Raw genomic sequence first — 16,141 nt, forward strand, 5'->3', positions numbered from 1 at the left:
ACCAAGCTGAATACTAGGTCCTTCACGCCCAAGCAAAAATCCCATTGAAATGGCTAGTACACCTCCAAAGAATTTTTTCCAAAGAACAGACCACCAGTTAGGGTGCAACAAACCTTTCAATTCAGCTTCAACGTGTTGAACCCCTGAACCTTTAATATTGGGGTCAGATTGGATGAAAAAGCCAATAATAGTTACAACAACCAGACTTAATCCAAATAAGATCAGCAACAAACTAGGCTGCTGGTGGGACAATTCGTAAAGGTGTACCACTTTTTTCAAACTGAGCTCAATTAAAAGGCGAAAAACACTGGCAATAGTCCCTGCCACACAGCCAACCAATAAGCCCCGCCATACAAAACTAAGAATGGACGATAGCGAAAATTGATACTCCTTATGATAACGATCCATACTAAACTCCTTTTCATGAAACAGTGTTTTCATACTTTTCCAATAGATTTCATACGCTGCTATTATACCATAAAACTTCTGCGGTATTTCGAGGGAATCAAAAAAATTGAAGGGAAATCCCTTCAATCTGTCTGTTTACTTGCGGTACATTTTAAATTGTAAGTACAAGTCGTTGTAAATGCCTAGCCATTTTTGACCGAGGTTGTCATAAACTTGCAAGTGTGAAATGGTGTCTTCTGATGGATAGAAAGCCTTATCATTTTTCACACTGTCAGGCAAAAGAGCCTTCGCGGCATTATTAGGCGTCGAATAACCAATGTACTCCGCATTTTGAGCAGCATTTTCAGGTCTTAACATGAAGTTGATAAAGGCATAAGCTTCGTCAATGTGCTTGGCTGTCTTTGGAATGACAAGGTTATCAAACCATAAGTTCGAGCCTTCGCTTGGCAAGACATAATGCAGGTGTTCATTCGAATCAAGCATTTCACTGGCTTCCCCTGAGAAAGTCACCCCAATGGCGGCATCGCCATTAATCATGTAGCCCTTCATCTCATCTCCCACAATCGCCTTGACATTGGGTGTCAGCGCAGCTAATTTTTGCGAAGCTGCCTCCAATTCAGGCAATGATTTGGTGTTCAAGCTATAACCCAAAGCACCAAGTCCAATTCCCATCACCTCGCGCGCTCCATCAACCAGCATAATATCGTTAGCATATTCAGGATTCCAAAGGTCTGTCCAATGTTCAGGCGGATTATCTACCATGGTATCATTGTAAACAATCCCTAGCGTTCCCCAAAAATAGGGAATGGAATAATCGTTATTTTTGTCAAAACCAAGATTGAGAAATTCCTTGCCGATATTATCCAAGCCAACAATCTTTGATTTGTCCAGCTTGTTGAGCAGGTTTTCTTTTTTCAATTTGTCAATCATGTAATCAGAAGGCACGGCAATGTCATAAGTTGTTCCGCCCTGCTTGATTTTTGTGTACATGGATTCATTGGAATCAAAGGTTTCGTATTGGATTTCGATACCTGTTTCTTTGGTGAATTTGGTAATCAACTCAGGGTCAATGTAATCCCCCCAGTTATAGATAACCAGCTTGTCTGATTGACTGGTTGAGCTAGTACTTCTTTTCATGTAAATCGAAGCCCCAAACAAAACACCCGTAATCACGAGCACTCCCACGATAAACGAGTATAATCTACGCATCTTTTTCCTCCTTATCTTGAGAAATAAAGTAATACCCTATAACAAGCAAGATACTAAAGAGAAAGACGACGGTTGATAGGGCATTGATTTCCAGGGAAATCCCACGGCGAGCCCGTGAATAAATCTCAACAGAAAGGGTTGAAAAACCATTTCCTGTCACAAAGAACGTCACCGCAAAATCATCAAGGGAATACGTAAACGCCATGAAGAAACCTGAAATAATCGCAGGTGTCAAATAAGGCAACATGACTTCTCGCAACATTTGCCAAGGCGTTGCCCCCAAATCATAAGCGGCATTAATCATGTCTGCATTCATTTCCTGCAAGCGTGGCAAAACCATCAGCACCACGATGGGAATAGAAAAGGCGATATGGCTCAGTAAAACCGTCATAAAGCCAAGATTGAAATGCAAAAGACTAGCCAGACGGGTAAAGAGAATCAAAAAACTTGCCCCAATCATGACGTCTGGTGCCACCATCAAAATGTTATTCATTGATAACAAGGCTTGCTGGTGTTTGCGGCGGGCTTGGTAAATAAAAATCGCACCAAATGTTCCAATTGCTGTCGCCAAAATAGAACTGAGAAAGGCTAAGAAAAAGGTTTGCACGAGAATTAACATCAAGCGGCTATCTGCAAACATGGTGCGGTAATGCTCCAAGGTAAAGCCCGTAAACCCATTCATGTCCCCACCTTCATTAAAGGAATAAAAAATGAGGTAGGCAATCGGAATGTATAAGATAATAAAGACTAAAGTCAGATAAAGATTTGCAAATTTTTTCATTTTCTTCTCTCCTTAGTCACCCACATGGTCGCAATCATGGCGATAATTAAAATTACCCCAATGGTTGAACCCATGCCCCAGTTTTGAGTGGTCAAAAAGTGTTGTTCAATCGCAGTTCCTAGTGTAATCACTCGATTTCCCCCAATCAAGCGTGTCAGCATGAACAAGCTAAGACTCGGGATAAAGACTGATTGCACCCCACTTCGCACCCCATTTAAGGATAAAGGCAGCGTGACTTTTAAAAAGGTCTGCCATTCATTTGCCCCTAAGTCACGGCTAGCATGAATAAGGTTTTGGTCAATGTCGTCAAGAGCATTGAAAATAGGCAAAATCATAAAGGGAATTTCGATGTAAGAAGCGACGAAAATAAATGAAAAATCGGTAAACAAAATCTGTTTAGGACCAATACCAATAAAGGTTAAAAAGTTATTGACCCCACCTTGTTGCCCAAAAATCCCCATGAACGTATAGGCTTTCAGCAACAAATTAATCCATGTCGGTAAGACAACCAGCATCAAAAAGAGGTGCTTATGTTTCAAACGGGTTAAAAAATAGGCCGTTGGGTAAGAAATCACCAAAGTCACCAAAGTGATGATGGCAGCATACAAAATGGAATTAAAACTCATGCGCAGGTAAGTCCATGAGCTAAAAAAAGTTTCATAATTGGCTAGAGTGAAATGACCTTGGATGTCAAAAAAAGATTGCCAAAGAATCATAACCACAGGTGCAATGACAAAAAGCCCCAGCCAAAGTAAGTAGGTCACCGAGAAGAAACTAGTGTTTTTCTTCATTGCGTTCCTCCTCGATGGCATGAATCAAACCGTCTTCATGCTCTTCCACTTCAGCGTACTCTTCGATACGTGCGTCAAATTCTTCCTCAGTTTCATTCAGACGCATGATGTGGATGTCCTCTGGTGTGAAATCCAGTCCGATGACCTCTCCTTCAATCGCTTTGCGGGTTGAATGAATCATCCATTCATTGCCTAAATCGTCATGAGCGATGATTTCATAATGCACCCCACGAAAGAGTTGCGTATCCACTTTCACTTGCAATTTACCTTCTTCAGGCATGGTAATTTGCAAATCTTCAGGACGAATGACCACCTCAACAGGCTCGTTAGGACGCATACCACCGTCAACAGCTTCAAAGCGTTTGCCGTTGAATTCTACCAAGTAATCTTCAATCATGGTAGCTGGCAAAATATTAGACTCACCGATAAAGGTCGCAACGAAGTGGTTGATGGGCTCATCGTAAATATCAACTGGCGTTCCTGATTGAACAATTTCCCCCTCATTCATGACAAAAATCCAATCTGACATGGCAAGCGCTTCTTCTTGGTCGTGTGTCACAAAGACAAACGTGATACCCAATCGTTGCTGCAATTCACGCAGTTCGTATTGCATTTCCGTTCGCAATTTCAAATCAAGGGCAGACAGGGGTTCATCAAGTAAGACCACGCGTGGTTCGTTGATAATAGCGCGTGCAATCGCGACACGTTGGCGTTGCCCACCTGAGAGTTTTTGAATTTGACGTTTGCCAAATCCATCCAAACGCACCATTTTAAGAGCTTCTTCTACACGGCGCTCAATCTCTTTTTTGTCCACTTTTTTGAGTTTCAGCGGAAAAGCGACGTTTTCAAAAACAGTCATGTGTGGAAAAAGGGCATAATTTTGGAAAACGGTGTGCACATCACGCTTATTGATTGGGACATCGTTGATGCGCTGCCCGTCTAGGTAAACATCCCCTGTCGTGACATCCAGCAAACCAGCGATAATATTTAAAATCGTTGATTTACCAGAACCTGAAGCACCAAGAAGGGTGTAGAATTTCCCTTCTTCTAGCGTAAAGTTAATATCTTTTAAAACGACAGTGCCATTGTCTTCAAATACTTTTGATACATTTTTAAATTCAATAATTGGATTAGTCAATTCTCATAAATCCTCCTGAGGGCTTCTTTACTGTTTTTTTCACCAATAATACGAACTTCACGTTCCAAGCGAACACCAGATGTCTGCTCCACTTTGTCAATCACATAGGCAATGAGGTCCTCGTAATCCTGAGCAGTACCGTCAGCAACATTGACCATAAAGCCAGCGTGCTTTTTGCTGACTTCAACGCCACCGATACGATGTCCTTTTAGACCAGCTTCGCTAATCAATTGCCCTGCAAAATGACCGACGGGACGTTTGAAAACCGAACCGCATGACGGGTATTCCAACGGTTGCTTTAATTCACGCAAATGGGTCAAACGTTGCATTTCTTGTTCAATCAAGTGGAAATCCCCTGGTTTGAGAGCGAATTTTGCTGAAATCACCACCGCTCCGCTATCTTGCACCGCAGAATGACGGTAACCAAATGCCATATCACGCGCAGCGATAGTTTCAATCGAACCATCTTTATTGAGAACTTTGGCTGAAACCAAGATATGCGAAATCTCTCCGCCGTAAGCACCTGCATTCATGAAAACCGCACCACCAACGCTACCTGGAATACCGCAAGCAAATTCAAAACCTGTCAAACTGTGGAATTTAGCGATATGAGTCGTTTCAATTAGGTTGGCACCTGCTTCGGCTTCGATAACATAACCATTGACCGTCACGGTATTTAGCTTGTCAAACATAATCACAAAACCACGGATACCGCCATCTCTGACAATGATATTGCTGGCATTTCCAAGGACCATCCAAGGAATGTCATGCGCATTGGCATAAGCGACAATGCGTGACAATTCATAGCGGTTGCGCGGAAAGGCAAGGTAATCTGCTGGACCACCCACCTTGGTATAAGTGTATTTTTTCAAAGGTTCATTGACACGAATATCAATGCCTTCTAATTCATTTTCTAAAAAATCTAACATGTTTTTCCAATTCTAACTCTTTAATAACAAATAAGGCTGTTTGAGTTATCTGATTCTTATTTGCATGACTAAAAAACGGCATAAAGCCGATTTTCATTATAGCACAAAAACGGCTGTTTGACGATCATTTCCAAGGAACTTTTCGAACTTCTTGCGCCTCTAACTTTCCTAGATAAAAAACCAGATCTTTACCATCAAGCAAAAGGTTTGGCGCAATCTCAGCCAAGGGTACTAAAACAAAGGCACGCTCAGTCATATAAGGATGCGGAAGGGTCAATTCTTCCGTTTTTTGCTTTTCATTGCCATAGATAAGAATATCGATGTCAATGGTCCGAGGCCCCCAATGCTCATGCCGCACACGGTCAAGGTCCCTTTCAATGGTCTGACAAGCCTGCAAGAAGACTTGAGGCGATAAAGACGTGTCTAGTTCGCAACAGATATTCAAAAAATCGTCTTGATCTGTCTTCCCCCAAGCGGCTGTTTCGTAGAGTGAAGACACAGCCGTCACCCTTGTTTGCTCTAATTGTCTCAGAGCCTCCACCGCGGCAGATAAATAGGCTTCTCTATCACCAATATTACTGCCCAAACTCAAATACACACGGGTCATACACGTTTCCTCTCTAAAGCAATGCCCACGGCATCATAATGCCCATTGATAGGGGGATTATCTTTGAAAATCTCAATGGAAATGGCTTGAACCAAGGGAAATTGGTCAAAAATGTCTTGGCAAATAGCTCCCGCCAAACGCTCTAGCAAGGCATAACGCTTTTCTTCCACTTGTTTTTTGATAGCGTCAAAGACCAAACCATAATGCACCGTGTCTTCTAAAGCATCCGATTGCGATGCTTGTTGCAAATCAACTGACAAGGTACAATTCACACGAAAAATCTGACCCAAAACCTGTTCTTCAGCCAAGGCACCATGATAACCGTAAAAACGGCAGCCGTTTAAATAAATCTTATCCATATCACCACAAGAAAGCCACTTGTCTGCTTTCCTTGTCTGTCACTCCCTTCACACTAACTGGCTAATCACTCGAACCAAATCACGATTAAGGTCAACATTGTGAACACGAACCATTTGACAACCCTTGGCAATTGCCCACGCTGATAGCGCAGCCGTTCCCATATCACGCTCACTGGCCAAAGTCCCTCCGCCCAGCAAATAATCTACCGTGCGTTTTCGTGAAATACCAAAAAGAACAGGAAAGCCCAGCTGGCAAACCTTGTCCAAGCCCTTTAATAGTTCGACATTTTGCTGCTCATTTTTAGCAAAACCAAAACCTGGATCCAACCAAATACACTCCGCAGGAACGCCAGCTTCCAGAGCAGCTTGAGCACGCTGACTCAAAAAATCACAAACGTCTTGGGTAATGTCTTGATAGCTTTCCTCTTTTTGATTGTGCATCAGCATAATGGGCACCTTTTTTTCAGCTGCCAAAGCCAGCATATCTCCATCGTAAAGCCCAGCCCAAACGTCATTTAAAATATCAGCACCAGCTTCTAGAGCCGCACGCGCCGTCTGGGTTTTATAGGTATCGATGCTTACCAAAACGTCAAAACGTTCCTTGAGGGTTTTGATAACAGGGACCACGCGATGGATTTCTTCCTCAGCGTCTACAAAACTAGCTCCTGGACGAGTGGATTCGCCGCCGACATCAATCACTTGCGCCCCTGCTGCAATCATTTGCTCCGCTTGCTTGAGCGCCTTTTCAACCGTGATATAAGATCCGCCATCTGAAAACGAATCTGGAGTAACATTGAGCACTCCCATAATGCAAGCTTTTGCATCGAGCTCGTGTGTACCAATTTTCATCTTATCTCCCTTGTGTGATCACTTGCTACTATTTGCCCAAAATCAAAGACAAGATTTCATTTCGCTCATCTCGATTGTCTTTGAAAATCCCTTTAGCAACGGTTGTGACTGTTTTGCTGCCTGGTTTTTTAATGCCGCGCATGGTCATGCACATATGCTCTGCTTCTACCATGACAAATACCCCTTTTGGCTGCAAGGCTTCTTCCAGCGCCGTAGCCACTTGGTCTGTCAAACGTTCTTGCAATTGTGGGCGTTTGCTGGCAACCTCGACCGCACGCGCCAACTTGCTTAAACCAGTCACTCGGCCGTCACTCGGTAGATAAGCCACGTGAGCTTTTCCATAAAAAGGCACCAAATGGTGTTCACACATGGAATAAAAAGGAATATCTTTGACCAAGACAATCTCGTCGTGATTTTCTGAAAAAACGGCGGTAAACTGGTCTTTCGGGTCCTCATGCAAACCTGAGAACATTTCTTGGTACATTTTCGCAACACGCTTTGGTGTATCCAACAACCCCTCACGCTCTGGATTTTCACCCAAGGCCTCCAACAATTGATAAACGGCTGATTCAAGTTTTTCTTGCTTTGACATACTTATTCCAATCTTTTTTATTTCCTACTATTATATCACAAAATACAACAGTTTATTTTTATCATTTCCTAACTTTTCCGAAAATTTTCGGATAAATCTTACAAAAAACACCCTCCAGAAGGGTGTGCTAATTTTCAGACTATTTATCCAAAAGCAGGTGTTTTTGATGATTTATCTATAACCTAATTGACCTCTTTTGACAAAAGCACTGGGCGGACCTGTGAGATGAAGTAGAGTGACCCTGTTATGAGGTAAAAATCCTCTTGACTATCGAGATTGATTTGGGCAAGCCAATCTTGCCAGTGCGCCACTTTGCGGTACTGCTCAGGGTAACGCTCCAAGGCCAAGGCATTAGGGTACTCAAAAGTCGTTACCTCAACAGTTGCCACTTGGCTCAGCAGCTCCAGCATCGAATCCACTGGTTTGGTGTCAATAGCAGCAAATAAAATATGAATCGTCTTGTCTTTATAGGCTTCCATGACCTTAACCAGAGCCGCTACGCTTTCATTATTATGGGCGCCGTCAATCATGACATTTGGAAAGAGTAACTCGGTACGTCCGACCCAGTGAGTGGTTTCCAAGCCTTTTTTGATAATAGGATTAGTCACATTTGGGTATTGCTCTTGCAGTAAAAGCGCGGTGGTAATCGCAAGGCTAGCATTGCTCATTTGATGATAACCTGGCATAGCGAGGTGGATTTTGTCGATAGCCGCTAACCCACGGTAATCAAAAGCCTTATCGTGAACGTTGATAATAAAGTCCTTTTGGCATTCATAGGTGTGACTGTGACAAGCTGCCGCTTTTTCCATGAAAACCTTACGAACATCCTCACGCTCTGTTGCAAAAACAAAAGGCACTTTTTCTTTCAAGACACCAACTTTTTGCTCCGCAATAGCCGCGTAAGTCTGCCCTAAAATGGCTTGATGGTCCAAACCAATCGATGGGCAGACCACAGCCAAGGCCTTAAAAACATTGGTCGAATCGTAAAGTCCACCCATCCCTGCTTCAATAATGGCAATGTCAACAGGGTGTATATGCCCAAAATATTCAAACATTAAAACAGTAATGACTTCAAATTCTGTGGCAGGCTCCAAATCCGTTTCCAAGGGCAAACGCTCGACCACAGGACGCACCCGCTCAACCAACTCAAGAAAATCTGGCTGCGATATCATCTGTCCATTTAGGCTAATCCGTTCCCTAAAATCAAGGATATAAGGCGAGGTGAATGTTCCCACCTCATAGCTCGCTAACGAAAAGATATGCTGCAAATAACTTGTTACAGAGCCTTTGCCGTTAGTTCCCACCACATGCACGGCAGCTACTTTTTCTTGCGGATTGCCCAGCTCTTGCAACATCCAAGCCATACGCTCCAAACCAGGCTTAATGCCAAATCTCAATTTCCCATGAATCCACGCCAACGCTTCTTGATAATCCATTTCCCATCCCCCAGTTAAATGTTTTTCAGGTCTTTTTCGCGCTCTGAAATGAGTTGTTTTAACTCTTCCAAATCTTCCGCAGTCGCCATAGTTCTGATAAAACCACGAGCGTTAGAGCGGCGATTTAAATAATTGCGGTGTACTCTATTCTCGGGGCTCTTTTCAAGCCAACGCTTAATCGCCTCTGCTTGCCCCTCTTTCGTTGCGTAAGCTTTTCTTTTATTCTTTTCCAATTTCATCCGCCTTTCTATTAATTTTCCTTGCGAACCATTCAACAACAATCGTTGCTGCAATAGTGACTATCATTATAATTACAAAAATAACAACAAGTATTTTTATCGATCGTCTCCTTATGATATGATAGGAGCAGTGGGAAAGCCGTTTGACTTTCTTTGCTACCTATTTTGATTTAGCGCTTGCTTCTTGTCTTGGGAAATTTAAAAGGATTGCGCTTTTTGTGTTGCCTTATAATAGATGTAGCCATTATAACATACTGAGAGCCAAAAAAAGCCAGTGCTACTGGCTTTTTTGCATTCTTTTAGTTAACGACACCACCTTCAACTACTAAATCGTCTAGATTGGTGGTTTGGCCATAGACGGGTTCCAAGGTTTTTTGATAATCTTTGTGGAAGAATTGTTCATTGCCCAAAGATTTGATTTCATCATTTAACCAGTTGAGCAATTCAGTGTTGCCTTTTTGAACGGCAGGTGCGATGGTATCAATATCTCCTAAACTAGTGATACCGACTTGGTAGCCTTTATTTTCCAAAGCCCAAGCGAGCACTTCCGTATTGTCCGTTGATAAGGCATCTCCGCGACCGTCAAGAAGCGCTTGATAGGCTTCGCTGTATTGGTCGTATTTGAGCAATTTCACATCTGGATAATGTTCCTCAAAATAGGTTTCTGCCGTTGTCCCTTTGCCGACAATCAAGGTCTTACCTTTCAAATCATCCACTGACGAAATCAGGTTTTGACTAGGTGACACCACACCCAGCGCAACTTTCATGTAAGGCAAGGCAAAATCAACTTGTTTAGCACGTTCATCTGTCACCGTGAAATTAGCCAAAATCACATCCACTTTGGCAGACGTCAAGTATTCCACACGACTGGCTGGGTCCACTGCCACGTACTCGACATCCACACCCAAATCTTTGGCTAAACGATTGGCAAAATAAACATCGTAACCTTGATAAGCGCCCTTGTCATCTACATAACCAAACGGTTTTTTGTCGGAAAACACACCAATTCTAATCGTGCCACTTTTTTTAATCTCGTCTAAAGTTCTCGCCTTAGCCGTATTACCTGACGAACTGGCAGAAGATGCCGTTGAATCAGCATCGGAATTTGAGCAAGCTGCCAAACCAACAACAAACAAAGCCAGTAGGCCAATCACACCTAATAAACATTTTACATTTCTCATAGCAAACTCCTTTTTATAATCAATCAGTGACTGTTGAAAAATCAAAGACACTTAAAAATTCTTGGGCACGTTGGGTTTTGGGATGGTTGAAAAAGGCTTTAGCGTCACCTTCTTCTACAATCGCTCCCTTTTCCAAAAACAAGACACGATCTGCCACAGCTTTGGCAAACTGCAACTCATGGGTCACGATAATCATGGTGTATCCCTCACGCGCCAATTCGCCGACCAATTCCAAGACTTCCCGCACCATTTCAGGGTCTAGTGAGGCCGTCACCTCGTCAAGCAAGAGAACTTCAGGATGCAATAACAAACTTCTAACAATAGCCACACGTTGCTGCTGCCCGCCTGATAATTCATGTGGCAAGCTATTTTCCTTTCCTGCCAAACCCACTCGTTCCAGCAAAGCAAGGGCTTCTGCCTCGACTTCTTTGCGGGGCCGCTTTTGCACTCGGACAGGTGCCAAAATCACGTTTTTCAGCACTGTCAAATGCGGAAATAAGTCGTAGGATTGAAAGACCATGCCAATTTTTTGACGAACAGCTGGCAATTGTTTGGGGTGTTCTAAAATAGCTTCGCCGTTTAAACGTACCTGCCCTGATTGAATGGGTTCCATACCATTTAAGCAGCGCAGCAAGGTTGATTTGCCACACCCAGATGGTCCTAAAATCACCAAAACTTCCCCTTTCCCAACGGAAAAAGACAAGTGGTCAAGCACTGTTTGCTCGCCATAATCCTTCGTTATATCCTGAATGTCTAAAATTGCTGTCACTAGAGTCACTCCTTCCAACGCTTTTCTAAATAACCAGATAATCTTGAAATCGGGAAACAGACCGCGAAATACAAGAAAAAGATCAAGCCATAAACCCAAATGGCGGTGCTGGGAACCGTTAAACGATTGGCCTCAATAATCTGTTGCCCGACCTTGACCACTTCTACCGCCCCAATCAGCACGATCAAGGAAGTGGTTTTGATCATCCGCATCATCAAATTGACCGATTGGGGCAATAATCGCCGTAAGATTTGCGGGATAATCACATGAATGAGCAATTGTCCCTTGCTCAACCCCAAAACCAAACCACTCTCAAATTGGTGTTTGGGTAAGGAAAGTAGAGCACCCCTGACCAAATCGCCCATTTCAGCCGTTCCCCACATGGAAAAGACAATCACCGCCGCCACTTCACTGGATAAATTGATATTAAAAGTGCGTGCCAAACCAAAATAAACCAAAAACAAGAGAACTAACTGGGGCATGATGCGAATGAATTCCAAATACATGTGAGAAGCAATACGCACCACGCGAAAGCGAGAAATCAAAAGAAAACCAAAGAAAAACCCAAGCACAAGAGAAATTACAATAGAAATCAAGGCAATGTTAATCGTGACCAGCAAACCTTGAAGCAAACGCCATACATTATTCCCCTGAAAAAGTACGTGCAATCCCGAAACCTGCATGGTTCAACCTCCTTTCCAACCATTTGGCTGCTAAAGACAAGGGCAACAAAACCACCAAATAAGCCAGTACCAACATCAACAAAGCCTCGTCTGTCTTATAATACAAGCCAATCAAATCTTTAGTGACATACATCAAGTCAGCTAAAGCAACAATGGAGAAAACAGACGTTTCTTTGATTAAGAAAATGACATTGGCGACAAGTGAGGGGAATGCAACGGCCAACGATTGCGGAAAAATGACATAACTAAAATTCTGTAAAGGTGTTAATCCGATACTCAATCCCACTTCGTATTGCCTAGCAGAAACGGCTTCTAAGCCTGAACGGAAAGATTCTGCCATGTAAGACCCACCCAGAAAAATCAAGCCTACAATAGCACAGGTTTCAGGTTCAAGCATCACACCAATCTTTGGCAATCCAAAATACAAAAAATACAGTTGAATCAAAAGAGGCGTATTGCGTGACAATTCAACGTAAGCCTTGCAAATCGTATTCAAAATCGGAACGTGATAATAGCGTATAAGACTGATGACAAAGCCCAACGCAATAGCTCCCAAAATACCAAACAAAGCCAGCCGAACTGTTAACACCAAAGCTTCTTGGTATAGGGGAATATTTGCAACAATAAACGACCAATCTAACATAGCACCCCTCCAAATCGTATAAAAGTATTATAAAAGAATAAGACCTAATCGTGTACTCTAAATTTTTTATGGTTGGGTATAAGTCTTTTTTATGACAAAATACGCTATACGCCGCGTTTTTTAGACAAAACAAAAAAACACCCTAACCATTAGACAAGACGTCCAATCGTTAAGGTGTGTGTTTTAATATCACTTTGATTAAAATAATGGAATTATTCTATCACAAGCCCTTGAGGGTCAATGTTTAAAGCTGCAACTTCACCATCCAACTGAAGAGCTATTAAACACTCAAAAATGGCTGTTTCTTTATCTTTGGGCGCCAAGACCATGATAGTTGGCCCAGCTCCTGATAAATAAGTGGCATAGGCACCAAGTTCATGGGCCGCTGCTTTTATTGGCGCAAATTCCTTCACCAATTGTTGGCGGAAACGCTCATGGAAAAGGTCAGCTTCAATGGCCTTACCTGCCGTCACCAAATCACCTGTAAAAAGTGCCGCAAGTGCTACATTGGCAATGGAAGAAGCGGCTACGGCCTCTTTATAAGCAAATTCACTTGGCAAGACACGGCGGCTATCGCTGGTTTTCAATTCATAATTGGGAATGAAAGCAATCAGAGCCGTTTCAGGGAATTTGGCCACAACATGGCTAACCTTGCCATCAACGTACGATGACACCACCAATTGCCCAAAAATAGCTGGCGCAACATTATCAGGATGCCCTTCTTCTTTAGTAGCAATAGCCAACATCTCTTCTTTTGACAAATGCAATTGCCCCAATTCATTAGCCAAGGCAATCCCTGCCACAATAACCGATGACGATGACCCCAGACCTCTGGCCAAAGGAACATCAGACACCATTTTCACACGGTGCGGCCTTAATTCAGAGCACACACTCAAAGCCGTCGCAATCAAAAGATTGTTCTCATCGTTAGGAACACCGTCCAAGTCATGCAAGACCTCCCATTTCTCAGAAGGCTCTAAAACCTCAATAGTTAAATACTTGGATACCGCAATCCCCACCGAATCAAAACCTGGGCCCAAATTGGCCGAAGTCGCTGGTACAATAATTTTCATATAGTTTATTCCCCTAATACTTTCAATGTATTAAGCACTTGGAAATCGTCAATAGCTTCCAACTTAGCTGTAACAGATGCCAATTGGGTTTGGCTCATGGCGTGCGTGATAATGACCACACGTGCACGTGTGCCATTCGCTTTTTGTTGAAGTACTTGCTCAAATGAGATATCTTCCGCATTGAAAATTTCAGCTAAACGCAGTAATTGCCCCTTCTTATCAGGCGTGTTAATCGCAAAGTAATAATGGCTCTTCACATCTGCTGGGTCAGCCATCTTGGTTTCACGCTCAAATTCATTAAATGTTTTGCCAACATTACCGTCTTTGATACGACGTGCAATGCGAATAATATCAGCCGTAACAGAGGTTGCTGTTGGTTTTTGACCCGCACCAGGTCCATAGTACATCGACTCCCCGATACCGATAGATTCCACAAAAACAGCATTCATAACATCGTTGACACTAGCCAATGGGTGTGTTTTTGGCAAGAAGGTTGGTGACACTTCTGCGGACAAACCTGAAGCAACTTCACGGATATCACCCACCAATTTAATCACATAACCCAATTCTTGAGCCACTGCCACATCGTCAGGAGTGATGTTGGTAATGCCTTTATGAGCCACATCATCAAAATCAATGGTCATTCCAAAACCAAATTGACTTAAAATGACAGCTTTGTAAGCCGCGTCAATCCCTTCCACGTCATTTGTTGGGTCACTTTCAGCATATCCTAATTCTTGAGCTGTTTTAAGAGCATCCTCATAAGTCCAACCTTCATCCACCATTTTGGTCATCATGAAATTAGATGTTCCATTAAGCACGCCCAAAATACGTGTGATTTTATCTGAAGTCAATGAATTGGCAAGGGTACGCAAAATTGGAATTCCCCCAGCAACTGCTGCTTCATAATAAAAGGCAACTTCCTTGTCTTTTGCCAATTGAATCAACTCTTTCCCATGGGTCGCCACCAAATCTTTATTGGCTGTTACCACATGCTTGCCTGCCTCAAGGGCTCTTGTGATAAAGGTACGAGCTGGCTCAATGCGTCCCATCAATTCAACCACAATTGCAATGCTTTCATCGTTTAAAATATCATCAATATTTGTCACAAAATGATAATCGTGACCTGCTGCTCTTAAACGATTTTTTTCCTCGTCATCTCTCACCAAAACTTTAGCGATTTCAATGGTGTCATGAGCTGCCTCTACAATTTTTGAATGGTTTTCTTCCAGCAAAAACGGCACTCCGCTAGCAACCGTACCAAATCCAAGTAAAGCAATTTTTAATGACATCGTCTCCTCCTTCATTTGAGAAAAACTCTCTAAAATAAACACATTTCTTACATTATACCACAAAATTATTCAGAATTTACAGAAAAATAGCTTTCATTAAAAATAGCCGTCATTTTTCAGAAAAGCTTCCATTTTAAGCCAAAAAAATAGTAGAATAGAAGTAAACGAATGATTTGACAAGGAGATTTTATTACATTATGGAAAAACGAAGCCATCGCCACAGGCGCCAAAAGAAGAAACCAACTGTCCTTATTTGGTTTTTCTTAGCATTTGCTTGTGTTATCGCTGGAGTCGCCATCTTTTTTATAGCAAAACCTAACCACGCAACAAAACAAGCACAAGATGTCATAAAACAAGAAAGCACTATGATTGCTGTTAGCAGTACTTCTTCATCGACCACTACCCAAGAAAGCAGTGAAGTGGACTGGGTCAAGCAAGACACGGCCATCCATTTCCCGATTCTCATGTACCACGCCATCCACGTCATGGCGCCTGAAGAAAGTGCTAACGCCAACCTCATCGTTGACCCAACCACTTTTGAAAGCCACATTCAACGCCTGTCAAACGAAGGCTACTACTTCCTAACGCCTGAGGAAGTCCACAAGGTTTTAACTGAAAATGTACTTCCAAATGGCAATCAAAAAATTATCTGGCTAACTTTTGATGACAGCTTGTGGGATTTTTATGATAATGCCTACCCTATTTTACAAAAATACCAAGTCAAGGCAACCAATAATGTGATCACTAGTACAGTTGGTAGCCAAACCAATTTATCTCTTGATGAAATGCTTGAAATGAAGAACAACGGTATGTCTTTCCAAGACCACACAGTGACTCATCCTGATTTATTTGCCACAGACAGTTCTACGCAAACAACCGAAATGAAGGATTCCAAACAGTATCTAGACGATTCCTTGAATCAAGACACCATTGCTATCGCTTACCCTGCTGGACGTTATTCTGACACAACCTTACAAATTGCAGAAAATCTAGATTACAAACTTGGGGTAACCACCAACGAAGGACTCGCAAGCGCCGACAATGGACTGCTGTCACTCAACCGCATACGTATTCTACCAACAACTACTGCAGATAGCATAATGGCAACCATTAATTAACTAAAAGTACCCTATCCAAAGGGTGCTTTTACTGCTTATGATCT

Annotated in this window: 19 protein-coding genes; 1 reads left to right on the plus strand and 18 read right to left on the minus strand. The window is 42.6% G+C overall.

The window, feature by feature from the left end:
* From B3R79_RS04660 to B3R79_RS04745, 18 genes are all read right to left on the minus strand, one after another.
* Positions 1-408: chloride channel protein (locus B3R79_RS04660; protein WP_293694028.1), on the minus strand; the 408-nt coding region annotated here is incomplete at its 3' end.
* 135 nt (positions 409-543) lie between these two features.
* Positions 544-1,617 (minus strand): ABC transporter substrate-binding protein, encoded by a 1,074-nt coding sequence (locus B3R79_RS04665; protein WP_168260845.1) that lies wholly within the window; start codon positions 1,615-1,617, stop codon positions 544-546.
* Entirely contained in the window at positions 1,610-2,398 is a 789-nt protein-coding gene (locus B3R79_RS04670) for an ABC transporter permease (protein ID WP_293694029.1), read from the minus strand. Before B3R79_RS04670 ends, B3R79_RS04665 begins: the two co-directional genes overlap by 8 nt.
* The gene (locus tag B3R79_RS04675; protein WP_154454996.1) at positions 2,395-3,189 is read right to left on the minus strand and encodes an ABC transporter permease; all 795 of its coding nucleotides are present in this window, start codon (positions 3,187-3,189) and stop codon (positions 2,395-2,397) included. Before B3R79_RS04675 ends, B3R79_RS04670 begins: the two co-directional genes overlap by 4 nt.
* Entirely contained in the window at positions 3,173-4,327 is a 1,155-nt protein-coding gene (locus tag B3R79_RS04680) for an ABC transporter ATP-binding protein (protein ID WP_154454995.1), read from the minus strand. Before B3R79_RS04680 ends, B3R79_RS04675 begins: the two co-directional genes overlap by 17 nt.
* Entirely contained in the window at positions 4,324-5,256 is a 933-nt protein-coding gene (murB, locus tag B3R79_RS04685) for a UDP-N-acetylmuramate dehydrogenase (protein ID WP_204984797.1), read from the minus strand. Before murB ends, B3R79_RS04680 begins: the two co-directional genes overlap by 4 nt.
* Before the next feature lie 124 nt (positions 5,257-5,380).
* On the minus strand, positions 5,381-5,863 hold the full coding sequence (folK, locus tag B3R79_RS04690) for a 2-amino-4-hydroxy-6-hydroxymethyldihydropteridine diphosphokinase (protein WP_168260848.1): 483 nt from the start codon (positions 5,861-5,863) through the stop codon (positions 5,381-5,383).
* Complete coding sequence (gene folB, locus B3R79_RS04695; RefSeq protein WP_168260849.1) at positions 5,860-6,222, minus strand: dihydroneopterin aldolase; 363 nt, start codon at positions 6,220-6,222, stop codon at positions 5,860-5,862. The genes folK and folB overlap by 4 nt, the downstream gene beginning before the upstream one ends.
* 48 nt (positions 6,223-6,270) lie before the next feature.
* Complete coding sequence (gene folP / locus B3R79_RS04700) at positions 6,271-7,071, minus strand: dihydropteroate synthase (RefSeq protein ID WP_293694032.1); 801 nt, start codon at positions 7,069-7,071, stop codon at positions 6,271-6,273.
* A gap of 28 nt (positions 7,072-7,099) precedes the next feature.
* The gene (gene folE, locus B3R79_RS04705; protein WP_154454991.1) at positions 7,100-7,663 is read right to left on the minus strand and encodes a GTP cyclohydrolase I FolE; all 564 of its coding nucleotides are present in this window, start codon (positions 7,661-7,663) and stop codon (positions 7,100-7,102) included.
* Between the two features lie 182 nt (positions 7,664-7,845).
* Positions 7,846-9,099, minus strand: coding sequence for a bifunctional folylpolyglutamate synthase/dihydrofolate synthase (locus B3R79_RS04710; RefSeq protein ID WP_204984800.1), 1,254 nt, complete (start codon positions 9,097-9,099; stop codon positions 7,846-7,848).
* Positions 9,100-9,113: 14 nt separating this feature from the next.
* Positions 9,114-9,332, minus strand: a complete 219-nt coding sequence (locus B3R79_RS04715; RefSeq protein WP_240928819.1) for a hypothetical protein — start codon at positions 9,330-9,332, stop codon at positions 9,114-9,116.
* Positions 9,333-9,637: 305 nt separating this feature from the next.
* The gene (locus B3R79_RS04720; RefSeq protein ID WP_293694035.1) at positions 9,638-10,519 is read right to left on the minus strand and encodes a cysteine ABC transporter substrate-binding protein; all 882 of its coding nucleotides are present in this window, start codon (positions 10,517-10,519) and stop codon (positions 9,638-9,640) included.
* Positions 10,520-10,538: 19 nt separating this feature from the next.
* Positions 10,539-11,288, minus strand: a complete 750-nt coding sequence (locus tag B3R79_RS04725; protein WP_293694037.1) for an amino acid ABC transporter ATP-binding protein — start codon at positions 11,286-11,288, stop codon at positions 10,539-10,541.
* Between the two features lie 5 nt (positions 11,289-11,293).
* Positions 11,294-11,971: an amino acid ABC transporter permease gene (locus tag B3R79_RS04730; RefSeq protein ID WP_293694038.1), complete on the minus strand. Its 678-nt coding sequence runs from the start codon at positions 11,969-11,971 to the stop codon at positions 11,294-11,296.
* Positions 11,931-12,614 carry an amino acid ABC transporter permease gene (locus tag B3R79_RS04735; protein ID WP_293694039.1) on the minus strand — a complete coding sequence of 228 codons (684 nt, stop codon included), beginning with the start codon at positions 12,612-12,614 and terminating at the stop codon, positions 11,931-11,933. The genes B3R79_RS04730 and B3R79_RS04735 overlap by 41 nt, the downstream gene beginning before the upstream one ends.
* A 212-nt stretch (positions 12,615-12,826) precedes the next feature.
* Positions 12,827-13,687, minus strand: a complete 861-nt coding sequence (gene thrB / locus B3R79_RS04740) for a homoserine kinase (RefSeq protein WP_293694041.1) — start codon at positions 13,685-13,687, stop codon at positions 12,827-12,829.
* 5 nt (positions 13,688-13,692) lie between these two features.
* Positions 13,693-14,979 carry a homoserine dehydrogenase gene (locus B3R79_RS04745; protein ID WP_293694043.1) on the minus strand — a complete coding sequence of 429 codons (1,287 nt, stop codon included), beginning with the start codon at positions 14,977-14,979 and terminating at the stop codon, positions 13,693-13,695.
* A gap of 197 nt (positions 14,980-15,176) precedes the next feature.
* Between B3R79_RS04745 and B3R79_RS04750 the strand changes: the two genes are divergently transcribed.
* Positions 15,177-16,097, plus strand: a complete 921-nt coding sequence (locus B3R79_RS04750) for a polysaccharide deacetylase family protein (protein WP_293694045.1) — start codon at positions 15,177-15,179, stop codon at positions 16,095-16,097.
* The last annotated feature ends 44 nt before the right edge of the window (positions 16,098-16,141 follow it).

Source organism: Streptococcus sp. UBA3373, from assembly GCF_002360305.1.
Classification (GTDB): domain Bacteria; phylum Bacillota; class Bacilli; order Lactobacillales; family Streptococcaceae; genus Streptococcus; species Streptococcus alactolyticus.

What these genes read in the sequence shown, in the direction of transcription:
- B3R79_RS04665 (WP_168260845.1), bottom strand. Translation starts at nt 1,617, where the DNA reads ATGCGTAGATTATACTCGTTTATCGTGGGAGTGCTCGTGATTACGGGT.
- B3R79_RS04670 (WP_293694029.1), bottom strand. Translation starts at nt 2,398, where the DNA reads ATGAAAAAATTTGCAAATCTTTATCTGACTTTAGTCTTTATTATCTTA.
- B3R79_RS04675 (WP_154454996.1), bottom strand. Translation starts at nt 3,189, where the DNA reads ATGAAGAAAAACACTAGTTTCTTCTCGGTGACCTACTTACTTTGGCTG.
- murB (WP_204984797.1), bottom strand. Translation starts at nt 5,256, where the DNA reads ATGTTAGATTTTTTAGAAAATGAATTAGAAGGCATTGATATTCGTGTC.
- folK (WP_168260848.1), bottom strand. Translation starts at nt 5,863, where the DNA reads ATGACCCGTGTGTATTTGAGTTTGGGCAGTAATATTGGTGATAGAGAA.
- folB (WP_168260849.1), bottom strand. Translation starts at nt 6,222, where the DNA reads ATGGATAAGATTTATTTAAACGGCTGCCGTTTTTACGGTTATCATGGT.
- folP (WP_293694032.1), bottom strand. Translation starts at nt 7,071, where the DNA reads ATGAAAATTGGTACACACGAGCTCGATGCAAAAGCTTGCATTATGGGA.
- folE (WP_154454991.1), bottom strand. Translation starts at nt 7,663, where the DNA reads ATGTCAAAGCAAGAAAAACTTGAATCAGCCGTTTATCAATTGTTGGAG.
- B3R79_RS04710 (WP_204984800.1), bottom strand. Translation starts at nt 9,099, where the DNA reads ATGGATTATCAAGAAGCGTTGGCGTGGATTCATGGGAAATTGAGATTT.
- B3R79_RS04720 (WP_293694035.1), bottom strand. Translation starts at nt 10,519, where the DNA reads ATGAGAAATGTAAAATGTTTATTAGGTGTGATTGGCCTACTGGCTTTG.
- B3R79_RS04730 (WP_293694038.1), bottom strand. Translation starts at nt 11,971, where the DNA reads ATGCAGGTTTCGGGATTGCACGTACTTTTTCAGGGGAATAATGTATGG.
- B3R79_RS04735 (WP_293694039.1), bottom strand. Translation starts at nt 12,614, where the DNA reads ATGTTAGATTGGTCGTTTATTGTTGCAAATATTCCCCTATACCAAGAA.
- thrB (WP_293694041.1), bottom strand. Translation starts at nt 13,687, where the DNA reads ATGAAAATTATTGTACCAGCGACTTCGGCCAATTTGGGCCCAGGTTTT.
- B3R79_RS04745 (WP_293694043.1), bottom strand. Translation starts at nt 14,979, where the DNA reads ATGTCATTAAAAATTGCTTTACTTGGATTTGGTACGGTTGCTAGCGGA.
- B3R79_RS04750 (WP_293694045.1), top strand. Translation starts at nt 15,177, where the DNA reads ATGGAAAAACGAAGCCATCGCCACAGGCGCCAAAAGAAGAAACCAACT.